Genomic DNA, 19354 nt, shown 5'->3' with positions numbered 1-19354 from the left:
GCAATTCAGAACATAAAGTGAACATCTGCGGAAGGGGTCAGAGGTGCTTTTCCCCCCAGGCATCCATCTTGCGATAGAAATCCTGCAACCGTTTGCCGCTCTCTGGTTTGAAGCTAGGGCCGTCCTCGATATCGTCCATCCGGTCGAGCCTGAACATGCGGAAATCGTCGCGCAATTCGCACCAGCCGACCAGTGTCCAGCTTGCCCCCCAGAACCACAGCCCAAGCGGGCGCACCGTGCGGCGCGTGGCGGCGCCGTCCTTGTCACGATAGGAAAAGGACAGGCGGACAGTCCGGTCAACCGCATCTTCCAGCCGGTCGATCAACTCTCGCAAATCCTCCGAAATGCGCCAGCCGATGGCATGAACCTGCACCTTGGCCGCTTTTGCGCGCGTCTCTTCGGGCAGCACCGCGCCGATCTTGACCAACGCCTCCTCTGCCGCGCGCGCCATCCCGGCACCCCCAAAGGCCCGGATCAGCCGCGCGCCCGCCACCAGCGCCGTCACCTCGTCATGGGTGAACATCAGCGGTGGCAAGTCATAGCCCGCCTCCATCACATAGCCCACCCCCGCCTCGCCATCTATCGGCACGCCGGTCGACTGAAGGTCCGCGATGTCCCGGTAGATCGTCCGGGTCGAGACCTCCAGCCGCTCAGCAAGTTTCTGCGCCGTCACCAGCCGCCCGCCCCGCAGGTACTGCACGATCTGGAACAGGCGGTCGGCGCGGCGCATGGCTTACGAGGCCTCGAACAGGCCGATGGAATTGCCATCGGGATCAGTGGCATAGAAGAAGCGCCCCGCCGGGATTTCGATGGCAGGTGAAATCACCTTGCCGCCGGCGGCGGTGACCCGGTCCATCGCCTCTTCCAGCGTGCCTTCGGCGGCCAGATGTACGGTCGGGCCGGTGCCATCGCCCGCGGGTTTGCCTTCATAGAGATGACCCGCCACGCCAGTCATGAAATCCGAGGCCTTGAACAGCGCCGTTTCATTGGGCCCCATCTGCATGCGCTCCAGCGTCAGGCCGGTGGCCTTGCTGTAAAACGCCATCGCGGCGGTCAGGTCGCTGACCGGCAGCTCGATCCAGACGGTTGGGTGGGTTGGGGTAAAGCTCATGGGTCTGTCCTTTCGGGTGAGAGTAGCGAATGCACCCTGTCTCTCACAGCCCTGCTGACAGCATTCTGTCAGCATCCCCCTTGCGCCTGCCCGCCGCATGCGAAACCCTGTCGCCAGAAGAACAGGAGCCCCCAAGATGCGCGACGCCGCCCCGCAGGCCATTCACCTTGCCGATTACACCCCGCCCAACTGGCTGATCGACCTGGTGGAGCTCGATTTCACCCTCGACCCCAAGGCCACCCGCGTCCGGTCGCGCGTGCATTTCACCCGCAACCCCGCCGTGGCGCGGGGCGACCTGCAGCTTGACGGTGAGAAGCTGACGCTGATCTCCGCCGCCATCGACGGTGAGGCGCTCTCGGAAAACGATTACCAGCTGACCGAAACGGCGCTGACCGTGCCCGCCGACCGGCTGCCGGACGATGGCTTCATCTGGGAGGCGGAGGTGGAAATCGCCCCCGCCGACAACACCGCGCTGGAAGGGCTCTACATGTCGGGCGGCATGTACTGCACCCAATGCGAGGCCGAGGGCTTTCGCAAGATCACCTACTACCCCGACCGCCCCGACGTCATGGCCCCCTTCACCGTGCGCATCCATTCCCCGATGCCGGTGCTGTTGTCGAACGGCAACCCGGTGGACCGGCACGGGCCGGTTGCGGAATGGCACGATCCCTGGCCCAAGCCCGCTTACCTGTTTGCCCTCGTCGCGGGCGATCTGGTGGCCTATTCCGATCATTTCATGACCATGTCGGGCCGCCCGGTGGCGCTCAATATCTGGGTCCGGCGCGGGGACGAGGACAAGACCCACTATGCCATGGGCGCGCTGAAACGCTCCATGACTTGGGACGAACAGGTTTACGGGCGCGAATACGATCTGGACGTGTTCAACATCGTCGCCGTCGATGATTTCAACATGGGCGCGATGGAGAACAAGGGGCTCAATGTCTTCAACTCCAAATACGTGCTCGCCAGCCCCGAAACCGCCACCGACCGCGATTACGAGTTCATCGAGGGCATCATCGCACATGAGTATTTCCACAACTGGACCGGCAACCGCATCACCTGCCGCGACTGGTTTCAGCTTTGCCTCAAGGAAGGGCTGACCGTCTTCCGCGACCAGCAGTTTTCCGGCGATATGCGCGGCCATGCGGTGAAACGCATCGACGACGTGCTGAGCCTGCGCGCCCGCCAGTTCCGCGAGGATGCCGGGCCGCTGGCGCACCCGGTGCGGCCGGAAAGCTTCGTCGAGATCAACAATTTCTATACCGCGACGGTCTACGAAAAAGGCGCCGAGGTCATTGGCATGCTGAAACGGCTGGTGGGGGATGAGGCCTATTACAAGGCCCTCGATCTCTACTTCACCCGCCATGACGGAGAGGCCGCCACGATCGAGGATTGGCTGAAGGTCTTCGAGGATGCCACGGGGCGCGATCTGACCCAGTTCAAGCGCTGGTATTCGCAGGCTGGAACGCCCCGGCTGAGCGTCAAGGGTGACTTCAAGGACGGCACATACCGAATTGAATTCACGCAGGAAACCAAACCAACCCCTGGCCAGGCGGAGAAACATCCGCTGGTGATCCCGGTGGCCATGGGCCTGATTGCCGAGGACGGGACCGAACTGGAACCCACCCGCGTTCTGGAAGTGACGGAGCCGCGTCAGGCCTTCCAGTTCCACAATCTGCCGTCCCGCCCGGTGCCCTCGCTCCTGCGCGGCTTCTCCGCCCCGGTGATCCTCGATCACAGCCCCAGTTTCGAAGACCGCGCGCTGCTGCTCGCCCATGACACCGACCCGTTCACGAAATGGGAAGCGGGCCGCTCGCTCAGCCGCGAAACCCTCCTCGCCATGCTGCGCGACGGCACGCCCCCGGCAGCGGCCTACTTGCGGGCGCTTACCACCGTTGCGGGCGACGACAGGCTCGACCCGGCCTTCCGCGCGCTGACGCTGGCGCTGCCGTCGGAGGATGACATCGCCCAAGGCTGCGTCGATGCGGGCCTCGTGCCCGATCCGACGCAGATTCACACCACCCGAAAGGCGCTGTCCAATGCCATCGCGGAGACAGCCCGCGATGCGCTGGAAACCATTTACAACCAGATGGTTACGGACGGACTTTACAGCAGCGACGCAGGCCCCGCAGGCCGCCGCGCCCTGCGCAACACTGCCCTGCGCCTGCTGACCCCGCTCGACGGCCCCGTTCGCGCCCGCGCCCAATATGACGCCGCCACCAACATGACCGATCAACTCGCCGCTTTCGCCTGCCTGCTGGAGGCCGGAGATACCGACATCGCCGCACGCTTCCACGAGCAATGGCATGGCGACCGGCTGGTCATGGACAAATGGTTCATGATGCAGGTCGCCCATGCTGCCCCAGAAGAGGCCGTGATCCGCGCGAAGATCCTGACGGAACACCCTGATTTCGATTGGAAAAACCCCAATCGCTTCCGTTCTGTCATCGGCGGCCTGACCGCCGCCAACCCGGCAGGCTTCCACGACCCAACGGGCGCGGGTTATGCCTTCCTGACCGACTGGCTTCTCAGGCTCGACAAGGCCAACCCCCAGACCGCCGCCCGCATGTCCACCGCCTTCGAGACCTGGCGCCGCTACGATGCGGACCGGCAGGGCCTCATGCGCGAGCAGCTCGACCGTATCGCCGCAACAGACGGGCTCAGCCGCGACCTGGCTGAAATGACAGGGCGGATGCTGACCGGCTGACCGAGTTTTCACGCCCTTTCCCCGGCTCTGCCATGAAAAGGGCGGAATGCGGGGTCATGCTGCTCTCATGAGCAACGGACATACATTTCTGGTGCATCAACGCTCCGGGCTGGCCTGGATGGGGCTGGTTTCGGGGCTGGTGATGCTGGCCACGGCAGCGCAACGGGACGCGCCGCTCTGGGTCTGGGCCCTGCTCGCCCCCTGCATCCTGATCTGCGTGTTGCAGATCGCGCTGCGCCCCTCCTATGGCATCGGCTACAGTGCGAAAAACCTCTCGATCTTCAACGGTTTCTCCCGCCAGAACCTGCCGCTGTCCCGCGTCGATCACCTGCGCCTTGTCGATGATCGCGCCGTCATCGTGCTGCGGTCGGGGGCTGAGATTTCGCTGCCCAAGCAGGCCCTGCGCAACACCCTTGCGCTGATCCGCGAAACCACCGATCGCGGCATCCCGGTGCGCGCGCTCTAACCGCTGCAATAGGCCTGTTCCGACACCCAGCCCCGCATGCCTTCGCGTCGCTGGCTGCTGTGAAACGGCCCCCATTCCGCCGCCACGCCCCGCATGCCCCGCGACACGACGCCATCACGTTCCACATTCTGTGCCATGATCCGCACCGCGCAGCGCAGGTTCGCCGACCCGTTCATCAGCGCCTCGCCCGTGCCCACGGCGCAGCCCCGATAGCGCGCTGTCGCCGGCGCGATCTGCACCAGCCCGAACCAGCGCCCGCCGCCGCCAACTGCGTCGGGCCGATGGGTACTCTCGTACCAGCTCAGCGCCGAAACCAGCCCGGCCCAAAAGGCCGCCCGCTGATCCGGCCCCGCATCCGCATAGGCCGGGCACCAGGCGTCGATATCCTCGGGCACCAGATCGAGCAGACCTTCCTGAGAAAGCACCGCCCGAAACAGGGCCGGTCCCCAGCCGGGCCGTGCAGGCGCCTCCATTCCCGGGCGCATTTCGTCCCAATGCAGCGGGGGCACGGCCAGGTCCGGGCGCGGCAAGGGGGCCGGGCTCGTTTCCGGGGCAAAGCCCGGGCGCGGCACGGGCTGCGGGCTGTCCTCGGGCGCCAGATCCTGCCCCGTGACCGGCATGGGCAGCATAAGCAGCAGGCAAAGCATCAGTGCACGCATCCATCTCCCCCCTCTGGCCAGGATGCTGCCCGACCCGATCCCGGCGGGCAAGGGCAAGCGCCTAGCCCTGGCAATAGCTCTGCTGATGCAGCCAATCGCGCATCTCGGCTTGCACATGGCCTTGCCGCATCGGCCCCCAATCGGCGGCCACGCCGCGCGTTCCTTGGCTCACCACCCCGTCACGCGGCACCGTCACCGCCATGATCCTCAGCGCACAACGCAGGTTCGCCGCCCCATCGGTCAGCGCCGCGCCCGACCCGGCCGCACAGCCCCGATAGCGTGCCGTGGCGGGAGAGATCTGCATCAGCCCGAACCAGCGCCCGCCGCCGCCCACGGCCCCCGGCTCCCAGGTGCTCTCATAGCGCGCCAGGGCTGAGACGAACCCCACCCAGAAGGCGGCCCGGTCCGCTTCACGCGCCTCCGTGTAGCCCGGGCACCAGCCCTCCACATCCGACGGTGTAACCGAGGTCAGCGCCGCCGCATCCCCTTCCAGCATGTCAAGCGAAGCGCGCGTCCACATCTCCGCCTCGGGCCGATGATCCCAGCGCGTGGCGGGCAAGGGGTCAGGCTCGGGGCCGGACATGGCACAAGCCGACAGAAGAACAAGGGCAGCAAACCCGAGGGCACAGAAAGACAGCCGCATGGCCAGACTCATCCACAGTTTCAGACCGCCCGTCTCTGCGCTTCCTCAGCGCCAAAGCAAAGCCTCCGAACCATCCCCGCTCGAATCCGGCAAAGCCCCGCCGATCCTGCCTTTCAGCTTGGCCCAAATACCTCCGCCGGAGGCGTCCCGCCCCTCCGCCCAGGCCACCGCCGGGACCAGATCACCACCCTCCCCGATATCCCGTGGCAACGAGGCCCGACGAGGCCTCCCGCGCAAGCGGGGGGTTGAGGAGGGCCGCTTGCGGATCGACGCCGGAAGGCGGCGAAACGGCCTTGCTCCGCTCCTCCCCCTGCCCTAGAACCCAATGCGTTGAAACGGAGACCGCCCCATGCTCGACCTGACCTATGAAACCCCGAAACCCAAGACCATCGCCGGCGCGAAACAGGACTGGGAACTCGTCATCGGGATGGAGGTGCATGCCCAGGTCTCCTCGAACGCCAAGCTCTTTTCCGGTGCCTCCACGCAATTCGGGGCCGAACCCAATTCCAACGTCGCCTTCGTGGATGCGGGCATGCCCGGCATGCTGCCGGTGATCAATGAATATTGCGTGGCGCAGGCGGTGCGCACCGGTCTGGGGCTCAAGGCCGAGATCAACCTCTTCTCCGCCTTCGACCGCAAGAACTACTTCTATCCCGACCTGCCGCAGGGCTACCAGATTTCCCAGCTCTACCACCCGATCGTGGGCGAGGGCGAAGTGCTGGTCGAAATGGGCGACGGCACGGCACGGCTGGTGCGCATCGAACGCATCCATCTGGAACAGGACGCGGGCAAATCCATCCACGACATGGACCCGCACATGTCCTTCGTCGATCTCAACCGCACCGGTGTCGCGCTGATGGAGATCGTCAGCCGCCCCGATATTCGCGGGCCGGAAGAGGCCGCCGCCTACATCACCAAGCTGCGCCAGATCCTGCGGTACCTGGGCACCTGCGACGGCAACATGCAGAACGGCAACCTGCGCGCCGATGTGAATGTCTCGATCTGTCAGCCCGGCGCCTATGAGAAATACCGCGAGACCGGCGATTTCTCCCATCTCGGCACGCGCTGCGAGATCAAGAACATGAACTCCATGCGCTTCATCCAGGCCGCCATCGAGTATGAGGCCCGCCGCCAGATCAGAATCGTCGAAGGCGGAGGCGAGGTCACGCAGGAAACCCGGCTTTACGACCCGGACAAGAACGAAACCCGCTCCATGCGGTCGAAGGAAGAGGCGCATGATTACCGCTACTTCCCCGATCCCGACCTCCTGCCGCTGGAGATTGAGCAGGCCTGGGTCGACGACATCGCGGCCAGCCTGCCGGAACTGCCCGACGCCAAGAAGGCCCGCTTCATCAGTGATTTCGGCCTGTCGGACTATGACGCCTCCGTGCTGACCGCCGAAACCGCCGATGCCGCCTATTTCGAGGCCGTGGCTGGTGAGGCCGGCGATGGCAAGCTTGCCGCCAATTGGGTGATCAACGAGCTTTTCGGGCGTCTCAAGAAAGACGACCTCGCCATTGGTGCCTCGCCTGTCAGCCCTGCCCAACTCGCGGGTATCATCCGGCTGATCAAATCAGACGCCATTTCCGGCAAGATCGCCAAGGATCTATTTGAAATCGTCTTCACTGAAGGCGGCGACCCCGAACAGATCGTCGAAGAAAGAGGCATGAAGCAGGTGACGGATACCAGCGCCATCGAGGCCGCGGTGGACGAGATCATCGCCGCCAATCCGGCTCAGGTCGCCAAGGCAAAGGAAAACCCCAAGCTTGCGGGCTGGTTCGTCGGTCAGGTGATGAAAGCCACCGGCGGCAAGGCCAACCCCAAGGCGGTAAACGAACTGGTGGCGAAGAAGCTGGCTGAATAAGCCCGATAAGCCCGATAAGCCCGACCGTCACTTCCTGCGTAGGGTGGGCAATTTGCCCACCTTCCGCGCCCTAATCCCCTTCCCACATCGGCACCAGGTCCCGCTCCTCCAGCGCCGGATCCTCCGCGCAGGCCGCCAGCGGCCGATGCCAATACCGCCGCACGTCCAGCACCTCCTGGCTGCCCACCGGACCGAAATCCCCCTCCACGCAGGCGCAGCCATAGCCATAGCCCGCGGGGTGCATCTGCACCCATTCCTGCGGGCTGCCCTCGGACGCCCAGGCCTCATCGAACCCCGGCACCCCGCCGCGTCCCTGCGCGGATAGGGTCCAGCCCCCATCGGCATCGTCGAGAAAGACATTGGCGGGTGTCGGGTTGGTGAACCAGCCGCAACGGGTTTCGGCGGCGGCGGGCGTCACGAGAAGGGCAAGGATCACGGCAAGGCTATACTGTTTCATGTGACTAGATTGCCCCTGTGCCCGCCCGGGATCAACCGGGGTGATCCTCTGCGCAGCCGCACCCTTAACCATGCAGCTGCCCGCAACTGTGCGCGTCTTGGTATGCACGGGGGGTGTACAGGGGGTGTACGCCCGGTGTACGGGGGGCGGCAGGTGCCAAACGCCGTCTTTGACAGGTGGGATGGAACCGTTAATCTTTTGTCCGACGTGATTTCAGAGGTCAGGGTCCAGCATGACCAGATTTGAATACAAGGTGGTTCCTGCCCCCAATCGGGGCCTCAAGGCCAAGGGCGTGAAACGCGCCGAAGACCGGTTCGCGCTGGCGCTGTCCACGCTGATGAACGAGCTTGGCGCAGAGGGCTGGGACTATGTCCGCGCCGATATTCTGCCCACCGAAGAACGCTCCGGCCTCGCCTCGAAACAGACGGTCTATCACAACATGCTGGTCTTCCGCCGCACACTGGAAGAGCCCACCGAAGACCCCGCTTCCCCGGCCCTCGAAGAGGCTGAAGAACCGCTGGCACTTGCCGCACCCGAGCAGGACACGGCGGACCCGGAGCATGTGGACACGCAAGAAACAGCCCTTTCCGACGACGAAACCGACGACGACGAAAAGCCCCGGCGCGAGGCGGCGGCCGAATAGGGTCAGACCCGGATGACCAGCGCCAAGGCGTGGATTTCATTCAGCAAACCCTTGCCAAGCGCGTCGTGAATCGCGCGATGGCGGGCAATCCGGGACAGCGGCTGTAGCGCATCCGAACCGATCACCACGCGAAAATGGCTCTCGCCGCCGTCCTGATACCCTGCATGTCCGCGATGGCTCTCGCTCTCGTCGATCACCTCCAGATGGTGCGGCGCAAAGGCACGTTCCAGCCGGTCGCGGATTTTCTCCGATCGCGTCATTTTTCTGGTCGCTCCCCCTTCAATCCCCTGCGAAAAACCTTAGACTGCCTGTTCCGAGTCGAGAAGGTGTGTCCAATGGCCGACAAAGATCCATTCAATTTCGATCTGCGCGTCTCCACCGACAAGAAGAAACGCAGGGGCGGACGGCGCGGCATGTCCGGTGCGTTCGAGACGTCTCAGCGCGTCTGCCAGCATGATGGCTGCGAAGAACCGGGCCAGTACCGCGCACCGAAATCGCCCGACGTGCTGGATGATTACCTGTGGTTCTGCAAGGATCACGTGCGCGAATATAACCTGAAATGGAACTTCTTCGAAGGCACGACCGAGGCCGAAATGGAAGCCCAGATGGAACGCGACCGGGTCTGGGACCGGCCCACGAAAAGCTTCAAGAAATCGGTGGAAGAACGCGCCTGGTCGCGGCTTGGTGTCGACGATCCGCATCAGGTTCTGGGCGGCAACGCGACCCGCAATCCGGGCAAATCCATCACCGGCACCCGCCGTCTGCCCCCCACCGAGCGCCGCGCCATCGAGATTTTGGAGGCCAAGGACCACTGGACCAAGGCCGAGGTGCGCAAGTCCTACAAGGCGCTGATCAAGGTGCTGCACCCCGACATGAACGGCGGCGACCGCAGCCAGGAAGAGCAACTGCAAGAAGTGGTCTGGGCCTGGGATCAGATCAAGGAAAGCCGGAACTTCAAGTGACCGAGCAGAGCTGATGACGAGGAGGCATAGAACGGATCAAGGTTTCCGGTAGTCAAAAAGAGAAAGACTGCACCTCGCTGATGAAAACCCGCGCCTTTAGAGCAAGCGTTACCAGCTCGGGAATGATTTCGGTGTCAACGGTGCGGTATCTCGGTTAGGGACGACCGGATTAAACAGACTGTTCGGTTTTCTACTGTCTATGTCCTAGACCGGGTTGCCCATGTCGGAACAGTCTTCTTTATCCGCTCGAAGCGCCCTTCATATCCCTGCACTTCATAGTGTGTCACTGCTGTTCCGTGCTGTTTTCTGAGCAAACTTGAGATGCTTTGGTCATGGCGATGCTCTTGAAACAGGGGGTGGTTATCGAGAACGGAGTCGCTGTCATCAGAGAAATGATAGTTTTCTTCAATGGCGATTCTTCCCCATTCATCAACAAGTTCGCGATTTTGGACCGTGTTTCCGACAATAATAAAGCCTGAACCTAGCTGGCTTGTTTTTGCCTCGAGGCAGGACAAGGAAAATCCGACACGGGCGAATAAATCCGCTTTCGTCCAATGGGCCTCAGTAAAGATATTCATAAAAGACAGCATCTTGCTTGGATGGCTGCTTGCAATTTCAACATATTCGACAAAACGGGCCTTAGCGTGAGAATTGAGTGTGAAACCGGCATCAAGGTAGAGCACCATGTCATCTGATGAAACGCTGGCCAGAGTCTGTTGAATTACCTTTGGTTTCCAAATCCAGTGGCCAAAGCCTCGAGCCGTTTCCAACATGTAGCGTGCATGGCGATTTTGAAATTCTTTCTCCAGTGACTCAAGACCATGGACGTGTATCTGCGAGAAAAAGCCGCTGGCACGTGCCATGCGCTCGAACACTGGGCGTCGTGACTTAAAAGCACCGTCTGCAAAGGAAACAAGATGAGGCTTTTTCATAAATGACTAAGCTACCCCAATGACATGCTGGCCGCGCTTTCCGGCAGTTCCTCGTCAAAGCAGCGCTGGTAGAACTCGGCCACGGTCTGGCGTTCCAGCTCATCGCATTTGTTGAGGAAACTCAGGCGGAAGGCATAGCCGACAGACCGGAAGATCTCGGCGTTCTGCGCCCAGTTGATCACGGTCCGAGGGCTCATCACGGTGGACAGCTCACCATTCATGAAGGCCGTTCGGGTCAGGTCCGCGACCGTCACCATCTGGCTGATGGTCTGACGCCCGGCGGCGGTGTTGTAATGCGGGCTTTTGGACAGGACGATTGCGGTTTCCGCGTCGTGGCTCAGGTAGTTCAGCGTCGCCACAAGGCTCCAGCGGTCCATCTGCGCCTGGTTGATCTGCTGCGTGCCATGGTAGAGACCCGTCGTATCCCCCAGACCCACGGTGTTCGCGGTGGCGAACAGGCGGAAATAGGGGTTCGGTGTGATGATCTCGTTCTGGTCCAGCAGCGTCAGCTTGCCGTCATGTTCCAGAACCCGCTGGATCACGAACATCACATCGGCGCGGCCCGCATCATATTCGTCGAAGACGATGGCCACGGGATTGCGCAGCGCCCAGGGCAGGATACCCTCGTGAAACTCGGTCACCTGCTTGCCGTCGCGCAGCTTGATCGCGTCCTTGCCGATCAGGTCTATCCGGCTGATATGGCTGTCGAGGTTCACGCGCACGGCGGGCCAGTTCAGGCGGGCGGCGACCTGCTCGATATGGGTCGACTTGCCGGTGCCGTGATAGCCCTGGATCATCACGCGGCGGTTATGGCTGAAGCCTGCGAGAATCGCCAGCGTGGTGTCGGGGTCGAACTTGTAGGTGGGGTCGATTTCCGGCACGCGGTCGCCGCGTTCTTCGAATCCCTTGACCTTCATGTCACTGTCGATGCCGAACACATCGCGGACAGAGATTTCTTCGGTGGGTTTGACAATCTTGTCCATCGCTCTTGTGCCTTCTCGCTGTATCTTCGGCTCCGCCGCTTGGTGTTGCACGATATTTCGGGGGGCTGCAAGGCCCCAGACCCCGTGCCGCGGCGGCGCGTTTTTTTCATTGCTGCTTCGAAGAAACGCGCTAGCTGCCAGCGAATGAGCGCGCAGACCGATCTGGAAGACCTGCTGGCCCGCATTGTCCTCAGGGACAGGGCGGCCTTCCGAGCGCTTTTTTCCGAGACCTCCGCGAAACTCTTTGGCATCTGCCTGCGTGTCTTGAACGACCGGGCCGAGGCCGAGGATGCCTTGCAAGAGGTGTTCATCAAGATCTGGAACCGCGCAGACCGCTACAAGGTCACGGGTCACAGCCCGATGACCTGGCTGATCACCATTGCGCGCAACCATGCCATCGACCGGCTGCGCGCCCGGAAAGGCGGCGGGGATACGGCAGAGCCCGATCTGGTGCTCGCCGATCCCGCCCCGGGGCCCGAGGCGCAGGCCATTGCGGCCGGAGAGGCACGGCGCATCGCCGATTGCCTTGGAGAACTGGACCAATCCCGCGCGGCGGCGGTGCGGGGCGCCTACCTGGAAGGCGAAACCTATGCCGATCTGGCGGCGCGCTTTGACGTGCCGCTGAACACCATGCGAACCTGGCTGCGCCGCAGCCTGCTAACCCTAAAGGATTGTCTCAGCCGATGAGCGACCGGCCCACCATATCCCCTGACGACAGCGGCAAGGCGGCGGAATACGTCCTTGGCCTGCTGCCGGATGCGGAAGCGCGCGAGATGCGGGCGCGGCTGGAGTCGGAGCCCGCGTTGCGCGACGAAGTGCTTGCCTGGGAACGGCGTTTCGCAACCATGGCCGAGCAGGAGGTCGCGCCGGTGACACCGCCCGCATCGGTCGAGGCGCGCCTGGTGGCCCATCTCTTCCGCGATGATGCCCGCTCGCGGTGGCAATGGTCGGGGCTTTGGCGCGGGGCCGCGGCCCTTGCCATGGCGGGATTGGTCGCGGTGGCGGTGCTGGTCTACATCGGCGGCCCGGGCAGCCGTGGCGAACCGGAATTCACTGCGATCATCGCCGCCGAGGACGGCGGCTTGCAATTGGCCGCGGCGCTCGATCTCGACAGCGGACAGCTTCGCGTCAGCCGCCAATCGGGGTCCGTGGCCGATGGCCGCGCGCAGCAGCTTTGGCTAATCACGGGTGACGCGGCCCCGGTGTCGCTTGGCCTGCTGTCGGCAGAGTCCGAAACGCAAGTCGCCGTGCCGGAACCCCTGCGCGCTCTATTTGCCGGGGGTGTACTGGCCGTATCGGATGAACCGCCCGGCGGATCGCCGACCGGCGCGCCTACGGGGGATGTACTGGCCATTGGCGTGATCGAGGAAATTCAGGCTTGATTTCAGGGCCTTGAACCCTCTGTCAGCTTTTTTGCCTGCGCTGTGAAACTTTCCGCCCCGCCGCCTCGTGGTTTCTGATGAGCGTCCCGGAACGGACGTGTCCAACATCAGAGGAGACCACCACATGACCCCCAATACCCTGACTGCCGCCCTTCTGGCCCTCGGCCTGACCTCGGGCGCTGCACTCGCCGAATCCCATGCGTCCACCGGCAATCCGATGGTCGGCGGCGCGGCGATGTTCCCGACGATGACCATCGTGGAAAACGCGGTGAATTCCGCCGATCACACCACCCTTGTGGCCGCCGTGCAGCATGCGGGCCTTGTCGATACGCTGGCAGGCGACGGCCCCTTCACCGTCTTCGCCCCGACCAATGACGCCTTCGCAGCCCTGCCCGCCGGATCAGTCGAAGCGCTGCTGGAGCCCCGGAACATGGGCCGTCTGCGCGAAATCCTGACCTGCCACGTGGTCGCGACCAATGCCCTGTCCGATGCCATCATGGGCATGATCGCCGATGACAGTGGCGCGCATGACGTGCAGACCGTGGGCGGCTGCGTTCTGACCGCGCGGATGCAGGACGGCATGATCACCCTGACCGACCAGCAAAACCGCACCGCAACGGTGACCGTGGCCGATGTGGTGCAGTCGAACGGTGTGATCCACGTGATCGACACGGTGCTGTTGCCCGGCGCCTGACAGTTCACGTCCCGTCCCGGCCAGCCCCCATCCGCGGCCGGGACGGACTTCTCCCGACGGATGCTACGCTCGGTCCTGTCCGATCTGTCCCCGGCAGGAAAGCCGGTCCCGCTTCTGACCGCGTCGTAAAAAGCCCCTGTCCCTTGGGGCTTCGCATCCCTGGACGGGCGGCCTGTCCGAGCAGGGTCGCCCGCAAGCGCCCGGTCGTTGCCTCAGCCAATGGTCGGGCGCGTTGCTATGGCACGCCCGGCCGCGACAGCCGACGACCAGGCCCACTGGAAGTTATAGCCGCCAAGCCAGCCGGTCACGTCCACCACTTCGCCAATCAAGAAGAGCCCCGATTGCAGCCGCGATTCCATGGTCTTTGAGGACATTCCGTCGGTCTCGACCCCGCCAAGCGTCACCTCCGCCGTGCGGTAGCCTTCCGAGGAGGTGGGCATCAGGTGCCAGTTTTCCAGCCGGTCCACCAGCCCCCGCAACGCCTTGTCCGATTGGTCCGCCAGATTGCCCGCCAGACCCCAGCTTTCTGCCAGAAACTGACACAGGGCGCGCGGCAGGTGGTCCGCCAGAACCGTGGTCAGCGCCTTGGCACCATCGGTCTGACGGCGCGCCCGCAATGCACTATAAAGATCGGTGCCGGGACACAATCGCACCGACAGGCTGTCACCCTCCCGCCAATAGGACGAGATTTGCAGGATCGCCGGGCCGGAGAGGCCCCTGTGGGTGAACAGCATCGCCTCTTCAAAGCTGCCGCCATTGCAGCCTGCCACCACGGGCACGGCGCTCCCCGCAAGGGGGCGAAAGGCGGCCTTCTGATCCTCGTTGAAGGTCAGCGGCACAAGGCCGGGGCGCGTGTCGGTCAGTCTATGGCCGAACTGTTCCGCAATGCGGTAACCAATCCCGGTCGCCCCCATCTTGGGAATCGACTTGCCTCCGGTAGCCACCACCAGATTGCGGGCGGTGACGGTCACCGCGCGGCCTTCCCGCGTAAGCGCGACCGTGAAGCGGCTGCCATCATGAGTGATCTCGCCGATCTCGGTGCGCAACCACAACTCGGCAGGCTGCATTTCCGCAAGCAGCATGGTGATGATCTCTTTCGCGGAACCATCGCAAAAGAGCTGCCCGAGCGTCTTTTCATGCCAGGCAATGCCGTGCTTGTTCACCAGATCGAGGAAATCCCATTGCCTATACCGGCTGAGCGCGGATTTCGCGAAATGGGGGTTCTGCGAGAGGAAGTTTTCGGCCCCCGCATAGATATTGGTGAAGTTGCAGCGCCCGCCGCCCGAAATGCGGATTTTTTCGCCCGGCGCCTTGGCATGATCCACCACCAGCGTATCCGGCCCCGCGTGGGCGGCACACATAAGGCCCGCGGCCCCGGCGCCAAGGATCAGGGTGGTGACATGCTGCGCGGTCATGGCGCCCTTGTGCGGGTCTCTCGCGGCGAAGGCAAGCGTCATCGCGGCTTGGGGGTGGCGGCGGGCAAGCTTTGCCGTCATGATCCCCCAAATGTCCAAACCCCGGAGATGCCCGTTGACCATCCGCGCCCTGACCCTGCTGGCCCTGCTGATGCCCCTGCCCGCCCTCGCCCAGGAGGAGATGCAGCCCCTGCGCGTCGAGGTGGGCGACGGAGCGCCCATGTCCTATATCGGCACCCGCTGCGCGGCCTTCTATGCGTCCTCGGCGGCCTATCTGGGCGACCAGATCAGCGAGGATATGCAGGATCAGGTCAACAATATCGTGGCGCTGCTGATGATGACGGCCGCGGACGCGATGGAACAGGAAGGGCTGGAGCCTGACGCCGCCCGCGATGCGGTTGTCAGCGAGGTGGAAGCCCTCTCGGACGCCTATCGCCAGCGGTTCGACGCCAATGCCGAGGCGGGCCGCAATGCCTTTTCCGACGATCCGGTCTATCTGGCCGATAACGAGGATTGCACGGCCGTCATGACCGGCGAGGATTAGGGCGCGCGGGAACGGGCTGACAAACCGGGGGCCGCATCGCTATGCTGCCCTCGTTTTCAGCACCAAACTCCAAGGATATCCCCATGCGTTTTCTCGCCCTCTTCGCGGCCTTGCTCGCATCGCCTGCCACGGCCCAGGATCTGACCCTTCCCGAAAGCGACACCCTGCCCCGTCTCATCGACAGCCTGTGCGTCGACATCCATCCGCTCAATGGCTGCGAACAGGTGATCCTGTTGACCAGTCGGGACGATGACAGCAGCGCCGATCTGGTGATCCTGTCGGACCGGCGGTTGCAGGACGATCCCGGCGCGCCGCTGCTGGTCCTGCGCAATGCCGCCTATAACGGGTCCATGTGGGGGATGTCGCCTTCGCTGGAGGAGGGCGACGGGCGCACCGTTCTGCTCCGTTCCGAACAATCCGGCATCGGGCGTCACCCGTGGTTCCAGACCCTGCGCATCGGCTGGCAGGAGGATGCCTTCCGCGTGCAGGGATTCGGCTATTCCAGCTATGACCGGTTCACCTCCGGTGGCTATAGCTGCTCGCTCGACTATGACAACGGGGAGTGGGTGGCCGAGGCCACCTGGGTCGATCCCGAAAGCGAGGAGGAGCACTCGGTGGCACAAAGCGGCACATTGGACAGCCCCGCCCCGCTGCTCAGCGATCACGGGGCCTTCGCCGCCCTGCCAGCGCCCTGCCAGGCGGTTCAGACGCTGTTTTTCGACAACCTGCCGTGACGCACCCGACGCGCACGCCTTAATAAACGGGCGGACAACCGAGGTCGGCTCCGCCAATCAAACGCTCGACGAAATGCCGGTTGATTGGAGTCTCGATCAGGGCGACATAGCGCTCCATGAACTCTTGCATGAGAGCAGATCCGTTTTCCGGCGGCGTGTCGCTGCGCAGCTCTGCCATCAGGGCCGTGCGTTCCAAAGAGGCGGACCAGAGGCTATCGACCCAGTCCCGCGCATCCGTCGTTGAATAAGGCGTGAAGGCGGCAATCAACGGCCCCTCGTTGTCGCTCAGCTGATGCACGAAACAATCGAAAAACCGCCCATAGCTCAGTTCCGCCGCCACCACGAGTTGCAGCGCCATGTCCACCGCGTCCGCATCGACCCGCGTGTAGGTGCTCAAGACCGGCGTCAGGTTTCGGGACAGAGGGTCACGCCGATCGCTTTCCAGCACCAGCACATCGCCATCGCGCAGGAAGGTCACCGGAAGCTCGAAGTGATTGAGTTGGGACAGCACGAAGAGCTCGTGCGAGCGCTCATGCTCCAGCCGCAGACCGGAATAGGTCAGCATACCCGGTCCGAACGACACCGGCGCATAAACCCCCTCGCGCCCATCCGGCCGGAACATGCCCCGCGACACCCACCCGTCATAGCCGCTGTCCTCCTCCCATGGCACGATGTCATAGCCGGGGATATTCGGTTTGATCCAGTACTGGACGATCTCGATCTCGCCTTCCTCGGCCCCCGGCCCGATCTCCAGCACCTCGGTTCCGGGCACGGTGATGCCGCTGAGATACAGGAGCGCGTCGTCCGAAAGCCAGGTGCCATAGAGCGCCGCAGGACCCGTCACCGGAACCGCCCGCTCCGCAGCCGCCAGATTGACGCGAAAAGCAATCAATTGGTCGTCATCGCAGATGTCATGCGTGGGCGGAGCGACCCCCGGCACCGGCTCGGCCCGAAAGGCCTGCATCACGGCCAGACAATCGAAATCCTGCGCCTGCGCCGCGCCCGGCAGAATAAGACTTCCGATCACGGCCAATGCGCCTGCTGAGAGCTTCACGGCAATTCGTCCTTTCAATGTCTCGATGCTGCAAATCGCCCCGACCCTACCCAATGTCAGCCCTGACACAAATCCCCTCTTTTCGCCGTCCCGGAGCGGGTGCATAACAGGGGTATGAAAAAGCCCTCGGACAACCCCGCCGATCCTTTCAAGAAGGCCCTCGCCGAAACCACCCGCGTGATGGCGGATGACCCTGAACTTGGGGTGACCTATTCCGTCGATCCGCCGGGGCAGACGGGCGACTCTGTGCGCCTGCCGCAGATCAGCCGCCGCATGACGCGGGACGAGGTTCTGCTGGCGCGTGGCACCGCCGACGCTTTCGCGCTGAAGCACAAATACCACGACACCGGCACCGCTGCCCGCTATGCGCCGCAGGGCCAGATGGCGCGCGACCTGATGGACGCGATGGAAACCGCCCGCTGCGAGGCCATGGGCGCCCGGCATATGCCGGGAACCGCGGGCAATATCGACGCCAAGATCGGCAACGAGGCCCGCCGCAAGGGCTATGGCGAGATCCGAGAGGCCGCCGACGCGCCGCTGGCCGTGGCTGCCGGTTACCTGATCCGCCATCTCGCCACGGGCCGCGAGCTGCCGCCCGAGGCCGCCAATGTCATGGAGCTATGGCGCGGCTTCATCGAGGATCGCTGCGCCGATACGCTCGACAATCTTGATGAAGTGCTGTCCGACCAGACCGCCTTTGCCAAACTCTCCCGCCAGCTCATTGAAGATCTGGGCTATGGCGACCAGTTGGGGGACGACCCCGACGAGATGGACGAGGATAACGAGGAAGAGGCGGAAGCCGACGACGACGAGAACCCCGATTCCACCGGCGACTCGGACGAGGATCAGGACGAACAGGCCGATGCCTCGCCCGAGCAAAGCCAGGAAGAACAGCAGGATGCCAGCCAGGCCTCGGTCGAAATGGACGACCAGGGCGACATGGAAGAGGCCGAGGAAACCGAGCTGCCAGAGGGCGAGGCCCCGCTGGAACCGCCGCCCCCTGCCCCCCATTCCGAGGCCGACCCGGATTACACGGTTTACACGACCGAACATGACGAAGAGATCATGGCCGAGGAATTGGCCGAGCCGCAGGAACTGGAACGCCTGCGCGCCTATCTCGACCAGCAGCTGGAACCGCTGAAAGGGGCAGTCAGCCGTCTGGCCAACAAGCTGCAACGCCGCCTTCAGGCACAGCAGAACCGGTCCTGGGAGTTCGACAAGGAAGAGGGTGTGCTTGATGCGGGCCGTCTGGCGCGCGTGGTGGCCAATCCCACGACGCCGCTCAGCTTCAAGGTCGAAAAGGACATGGATTTCCGCGACACTGTGGTGACGCTGCTTCTGGACAATTCCGGGTCCATGCGCGGGCGCCCGATTTCCATCGCCGCGATCTGCGCCGATGTTCTGGCCCGCACGCTGGAACGGTGCTCGGTGAAGGTGGAGATCCTTGGCTTTACCACCCGCGCCTGGAAAGGCGGGCGGTCGCGCGAGGAATGGCTGGCAGAGGGCCGCAAGCAACAGCCCGGACGCCTCAATGACCTGCGCCATATCATCTATAAACAGGCCGACGCGCCGATGCGCCGGACGCGCGACAATCTGGGCCTGATGATGAAAGAGGGCTTGCTGAAGGAAAACATCGACGGCGAGGCACTGGAATGGGCGCATCGCCGGATGCTGGCGCGGCGCGAACAGCGCAAGATTTTGATGGTGATCTCGGACGGCGCACCAGTCGATGATTCCACCTTGTCGGTGAACCCGTCGAACTACCTCGAAAAACACCTGCGCGACGTGATCGCCATGGTCGAGAAGCGCAAGGCGGTGGAACTGCTGGCCATCGGCATCGGCCATGACGTGACCCGGTATTATGACCGGGCTGTGACCATCACCGATGCGGAACAGCTGGCCGGTGCGATGACCGAGCAGCTGGCCTCGCTCTTCGACAGCGACCCCCGCGCGCGGGCGCGGTTTCTGGGGTTGAAGAAGGTAAGCTGAGCACGCCCATGCGACCGGCAGCGCCTGTGGACGTGACAGGAGCGAGGGGCCAGCCCCTCGCGCTCCCCGAGGTATTTTGGCCAAGCTGAAAGACAATTTTAGTTAAACTGTATGA

The 19354-nt window shown here is 63.6% G+C and carries 21 protein-coding genes; 11 read left to right on the top strand and 10 right to left on the bottom strand.

All coding sequences use genetic code 11. From position 1 onward, the window contains the following. Nucleotides 1-37 precede the first annotated feature (37 nt). Together ACOOEX_RS07305 and ACOOEX_RS07300 are read right to left on the bottom strand one after the other, a co-directional pair. A complete protein-coding gene (locus tag ACOOEX_RS07305) occupies nucleotides 38-730 on the bottom strand; it encodes a helix-turn-helix transcriptional regulator (protein WP_420397800.1) in 693 nt (230 codons plus the stop codon). Between the two features lie 3 nt (nucleotides 731-733). Then, nucleotides 734-1111 (bottom strand): VOC family protein, encoded by a 378-nt coding sequence (locus ACOOEX_RS07300; RefSeq protein WP_420397799.1) that lies wholly within the window; start codon nucleotides 1109-1111, stop codon nucleotides 734-736. Nucleotides 1112-1247: 136 nt separating this feature from the next. Between ACOOEX_RS07300 and pepN the strand changes: the two genes are divergently transcribed. Together pepN and ACOOEX_RS07290 are read left to right on the top strand one after the other, a co-directional pair. Then, on the top strand, nucleotides 1248-3818 hold the full coding sequence (pepN, locus tag ACOOEX_RS07295; protein WP_420397798.1) for an aminopeptidase N: 2571 nt from the start codon (nucleotides 1248-1250) through the stop codon (nucleotides 3816-3818). A 67-nt stretch (nucleotides 3819-3885) separates the two neighbouring features. Further along, complete coding sequence (locus tag ACOOEX_RS07290) at nucleotides 3886-4284, top strand: hypothetical protein (protein WP_420397797.1); 399 nt, start codon at nucleotides 3886-3888, stop codon at nucleotides 4282-4284. On the opposite strand, the gene ACOOEX_RS07285 is transcribed toward ACOOEX_RS07290, so the two are convergent. Both ACOOEX_RS07285 and ACOOEX_RS07280 read right to left on the bottom strand, forming a co-directional pair. Further along, nucleotides 4281-4943 carry a lytic transglycosylase gene (locus tag ACOOEX_RS07285; protein WP_420397796.1) on the bottom strand — a complete coding sequence of 221 codons (663 nt, stop codon included), beginning with the start codon at nucleotides 4941-4943 and terminating at the stop codon, nucleotides 4281-4283. The genes ACOOEX_RS07290 and ACOOEX_RS07285 overlap by 4 nt on opposite strands. A 61-nt stretch (nucleotides 4944-5004) precedes the next feature. Further along, nucleotides 5005-5598 carry a transglycosylase SLT domain-containing protein gene (locus tag ACOOEX_RS07280; RefSeq protein WP_420397795.1) on the bottom strand — a complete coding sequence of 198 codons (594 nt, stop codon included), beginning with the start codon at nucleotides 5596-5598 and terminating at the stop codon, nucleotides 5005-5007. Between the two features lie 337 nt (nucleotides 5599-5935). Here ACOOEX_RS07280 and gatB point away from each other — a divergent pair, with 337 nt between their 5' ends. Beyond that, nucleotides 5936-7450: an Asp-tRNA(Asn)/Glu-tRNA(Gln) amidotransferase subunit GatB gene (gene gatB / locus ACOOEX_RS07275; RefSeq protein ID WP_420397794.1), complete on the top strand. Its 1515-nt coding sequence runs from the start codon at nucleotides 5936-5938 to the stop codon at nucleotides 7448-7450. A 70-nt stretch (nucleotides 7451-7520) separates the two neighbouring features. Here gatB and ACOOEX_RS07270 read toward each other — a convergent pair whose 3' ends face one another. After that, entirely contained in the window at nucleotides 7521-7907 is a 387-nt protein-coding gene (locus tag ACOOEX_RS07270; RefSeq protein ID WP_420397793.1) for a DUF4087 domain-containing protein, read from the bottom strand. 232 nt (nucleotides 7908-8139) lie between these two features. Between ACOOEX_RS07270 and ACOOEX_RS07265 the strand changes: the two genes are divergently transcribed. Then, nucleotides 8140-8550, top strand: a complete 411-nt coding sequence (locus ACOOEX_RS07265) for a DUF4177 domain-containing protein (protein WP_420397792.1) — start codon at nucleotides 8140-8142, stop codon at nucleotides 8548-8550. A 2-nt stretch (nucleotides 8551-8552) separates the two neighbouring features. Here ACOOEX_RS07265 and ACOOEX_RS07260 read toward each other — a convergent pair whose 3' ends face one another. Next, a complete protein-coding gene (locus ACOOEX_RS07260) occupies nucleotides 8553-8810 on the bottom strand; it encodes a BolA family protein (protein ID WP_420397791.1) in 258 nt (85 codons plus the stop codon). A 75-nt stretch (nucleotides 8811-8885) separates the two neighbouring features. Here ACOOEX_RS07260 and ACOOEX_RS07255 point away from each other — a divergent pair, with 75 nt between their 5' ends. Further along, on the top strand, nucleotides 8886-9512 hold the full coding sequence (locus tag ACOOEX_RS07255) for a DnaJ domain-containing protein (RefSeq protein ID WP_420397790.1): 627 nt from the start codon (nucleotides 8886-8888) through the stop codon (nucleotides 9510-9512). A 197-nt stretch (nucleotides 9513-9709) separates the two neighbouring features. Here ACOOEX_RS07255 and ACOOEX_RS07250 read toward each other — a convergent pair whose 3' ends face one another. Further along, a complete protein-coding gene (locus ACOOEX_RS07250; protein WP_420397789.1) occupies nucleotides 9710-10444 on the bottom strand; it encodes a hypothetical protein in 735 nt (244 codons plus the stop codon). An 11-nt stretch (nucleotides 10445-10455) separates the two neighbouring features. Beyond that, nucleotides 10456-11427, bottom strand: coding sequence for a cobaltochelatase subunit CobS (gene cobS / locus ACOOEX_RS07245; protein WP_306047020.1), 972 nt, complete (start codon nucleotides 11425-11427; stop codon nucleotides 10456-10458). A gap of 144 nt (nucleotides 11428-11571) precedes the next feature. On the opposite strand from cobS, the gene ACOOEX_RS07240 reads away from it, so the two are divergent. The 3 genes from ACOOEX_RS07240 to ACOOEX_RS07230 all read left to right on the top strand — a co-directional run bounded on the left by ACOOEX_RS07240 (nucleotide 11572) and on the right by ACOOEX_RS07230 (nucleotide 13503). Then, the gene (locus ACOOEX_RS07240; protein WP_420397788.1) at nucleotides 11572-12114 is read left to right on the top strand and encodes a sigma-70 family RNA polymerase sigma factor; all 543 of its coding nucleotides are present in this window, start codon (nucleotides 11572-11574) and stop codon (nucleotides 12112-12114) included. Further along, complete coding sequence (locus ACOOEX_RS07235) at nucleotides 12111-12809, top strand: anti-sigma factor (protein WP_420397787.1); 699 nt, start codon at nucleotides 12111-12113, stop codon at nucleotides 12807-12809. The genes ACOOEX_RS07240 and ACOOEX_RS07235 overlap by 4 nt, the downstream gene beginning before the upstream one ends. 124 nt (nucleotides 12810-12933) lie before the next feature. After that, entirely contained in the window at nucleotides 12934-13503 is a 570-nt protein-coding gene (locus ACOOEX_RS07230; protein ID WP_420397786.1) for a fasciclin domain-containing protein, read from the top strand. Nucleotides 13504-13715: 212 nt separating this feature from the next. Here ACOOEX_RS07230 and ACOOEX_RS07225 read toward each other — a convergent pair whose 3' ends face one another. After that, complete coding sequence (locus ACOOEX_RS07225; RefSeq protein ID WP_420398343.1) at nucleotides 13716-14918, bottom strand: NAD(P)/FAD-dependent oxidoreductase; 1203 nt, start codon at nucleotides 14916-14918, stop codon at nucleotides 13716-13718. Between the two features lie 115 nt (nucleotides 14919-15033). Here ACOOEX_RS07225 and ACOOEX_RS07220 point away from each other — a divergent pair, with 115 nt between their 5' ends. Together ACOOEX_RS07220 and ACOOEX_RS07215 are read left to right on the top strand one after the other, a co-directional pair. Further along, the gene (locus ACOOEX_RS07220; RefSeq protein ID WP_306047017.1) at nucleotides 15034-15462 is read left to right on the top strand and encodes a hypothetical protein; all 429 of its coding nucleotides are present in this window, start codon (nucleotides 15034-15036) and stop codon (nucleotides 15460-15462) included. An 83-nt stretch (nucleotides 15463-15545) separates the two neighbouring features. Further along, entirely contained in the window at nucleotides 15546-16196 is a 651-nt protein-coding gene (locus ACOOEX_RS07215; protein ID WP_420397785.1) for a hypothetical protein, read from the top strand. A 19-nt stretch (nucleotides 16197-16215) separates the two neighbouring features. Here the strand turns inward: ACOOEX_RS07215 and ACOOEX_RS07210 are convergent, their stop codons facing one another. Further along, nucleotides 16216-17250: a hypothetical protein gene (locus ACOOEX_RS07210; protein ID WP_420397784.1), complete on the bottom strand. Its 1035-nt coding sequence runs from the start codon at nucleotides 17248-17250 to the stop codon at nucleotides 16216-16218. Nucleotides 17251-17364: 114 nt separating this feature from the next. Between ACOOEX_RS07210 and cobT the strand changes: the two genes are divergently transcribed. Continuing rightward, the gene (gene cobT / locus ACOOEX_RS07205) at nucleotides 17365-19239 is read left to right on the top strand and encodes a cobaltochelatase subunit CobT (RefSeq protein WP_420397783.1); all 1875 of its coding nucleotides are present in this window, start codon (nucleotides 17365-17367) and stop codon (nucleotides 19237-19239) included. Nucleotides 19240-19354 lie beyond the last annotated feature (115 nt).

Origin of the sequence: Nioella sp. (genome assembly GCF_965215655.1) — a bacterium.
Lineage (GTDB): Bacteria > Pseudomonadota > Alphaproteobacteria > Rhodobacterales > Rhodobacteraceae > Nioella.
Note: the sequence above shows the minus strand (reverse complement) of the source record. Positions and strands in the feature narration are given on the sequence as shown.

Bases quoted from the DNA above. Each gene is read 5' to 3' on its own strand.
- ACOOEX_RS07230 (WP_420397786.1), top strand. From the start codon at position 12,934: ATGACCCCCAATACCCTGACTGCCGCCCTTCTGGCCCTCGGCCTGACC.
- ACOOEX_RS07215 (WP_420397785.1), top strand. From the start codon at position 15,546: ATGCGTTTTCTCGCCCTCTTCGCGGCCTTGCTCGCATCGCCTGCCACG.
- ACOOEX_RS07300 (WP_420397799.1), bottom strand. From the start codon at position 1,111: ATGAGCTTTACCCCAACCCACCCAACCGTCTGGATCGAGCTGCCGGTC.
- gatB (WP_420397794.1), top strand. From the start codon at position 5,936: ATGCTCGACCTGACCTATGAAACCCCGAAACCCAAGACCATCGCCGGC.
- ACOOEX_RS07260 (WP_420397791.1), bottom strand. From the start codon at position 8,810: ATGACGCGATCGGAGAAAATCCGCGACCGGCTGGAACGTGCCTTTGCG.
- ACOOEX_RS07270 (WP_420397793.1), bottom strand. From the start codon at position 7,907: ATGAAACAGTATAGCCTTGCCGTGATCCTTGCCCTTCTCGTGACGCCC.
- ACOOEX_RS07280 (WP_420397795.1), bottom strand. From the start codon at position 5,598: ATGAGTCTGGCCATGCGGCTGTCTTTCTGTGCCCTCGGGTTTGCTGCC.
- ACOOEX_RS07250 (WP_420397789.1), bottom strand. From the start codon at position 10,444: ATGAAAAAGCCTCATCTTGTTTCCTTTGCAGACGGTGCTTTTAAGTCA.
- ACOOEX_RS07265 (WP_420397792.1), top strand. From the start codon at position 8,140: ATGACCAGATTTGAATACAAGGTGGTTCCTGCCCCCAATCGGGGCCTC.
- cobT (WP_420397783.1), top strand. From the start codon at position 17,365: ATGAAAAAGCCCTCGGACAACCCCGCCGATCCTTTCAAGAAGGCCCTC.
- ACOOEX_RS07290 (WP_420397797.1), top strand. From the start codon at position 3,886: ATGAGCAACGGACATACATTTCTGGTGCATCAACGCTCCGGGCTGGCC.
- ACOOEX_RS07240 (WP_420397788.1), top strand. From the start codon at position 11,572: ATGAGCGCGCAGACCGATCTGGAAGACCTGCTGGCCCGCATTGTCCTC.
- ACOOEX_RS07285 (WP_420397796.1), bottom strand. From the start codon at position 4,943: ATGCGTGCACTGATGCTTTGCCTGCTGCTTATGCTGCCCATGCCGGTC.
- pepN (WP_420397798.1), top strand. From the start codon at position 1,248: ATGCGCGACGCCGCCCCGCAGGCCATTCACCTTGCCGATTACACCCCG.
- ACOOEX_RS07255 (WP_420397790.1), top strand. From the start codon at position 8,886: ATGGCCGACAAAGATCCATTCAATTTCGATCTGCGCGTCTCCACCGAC.
- ACOOEX_RS07305 (WP_420397800.1), bottom strand. From the start codon at position 730: ATGCGCCGCGCCGACCGCCTGTTCCAGATCGTGCAGTACCTGCGGGGC.
- ACOOEX_RS07235 (WP_420397787.1), top strand. From the start codon at position 12,111: ATGAGCGACCGGCCCACCATATCCCCTGACGACAGCGGCAAGGCGGCG.
- ACOOEX_RS07225 (WP_420398343.1), bottom strand. From the start codon at position 14,918: ATGACCGCGCAGCATGTCACCACCCTGATCCTTGGCGCCGGGGCCGCG.
- cobS (WP_306047020.1), bottom strand. From the start codon at position 11,427: ATGGACAAGATTGTCAAACCCACCGAAGAAATCTCTGTCCGCGATGTG.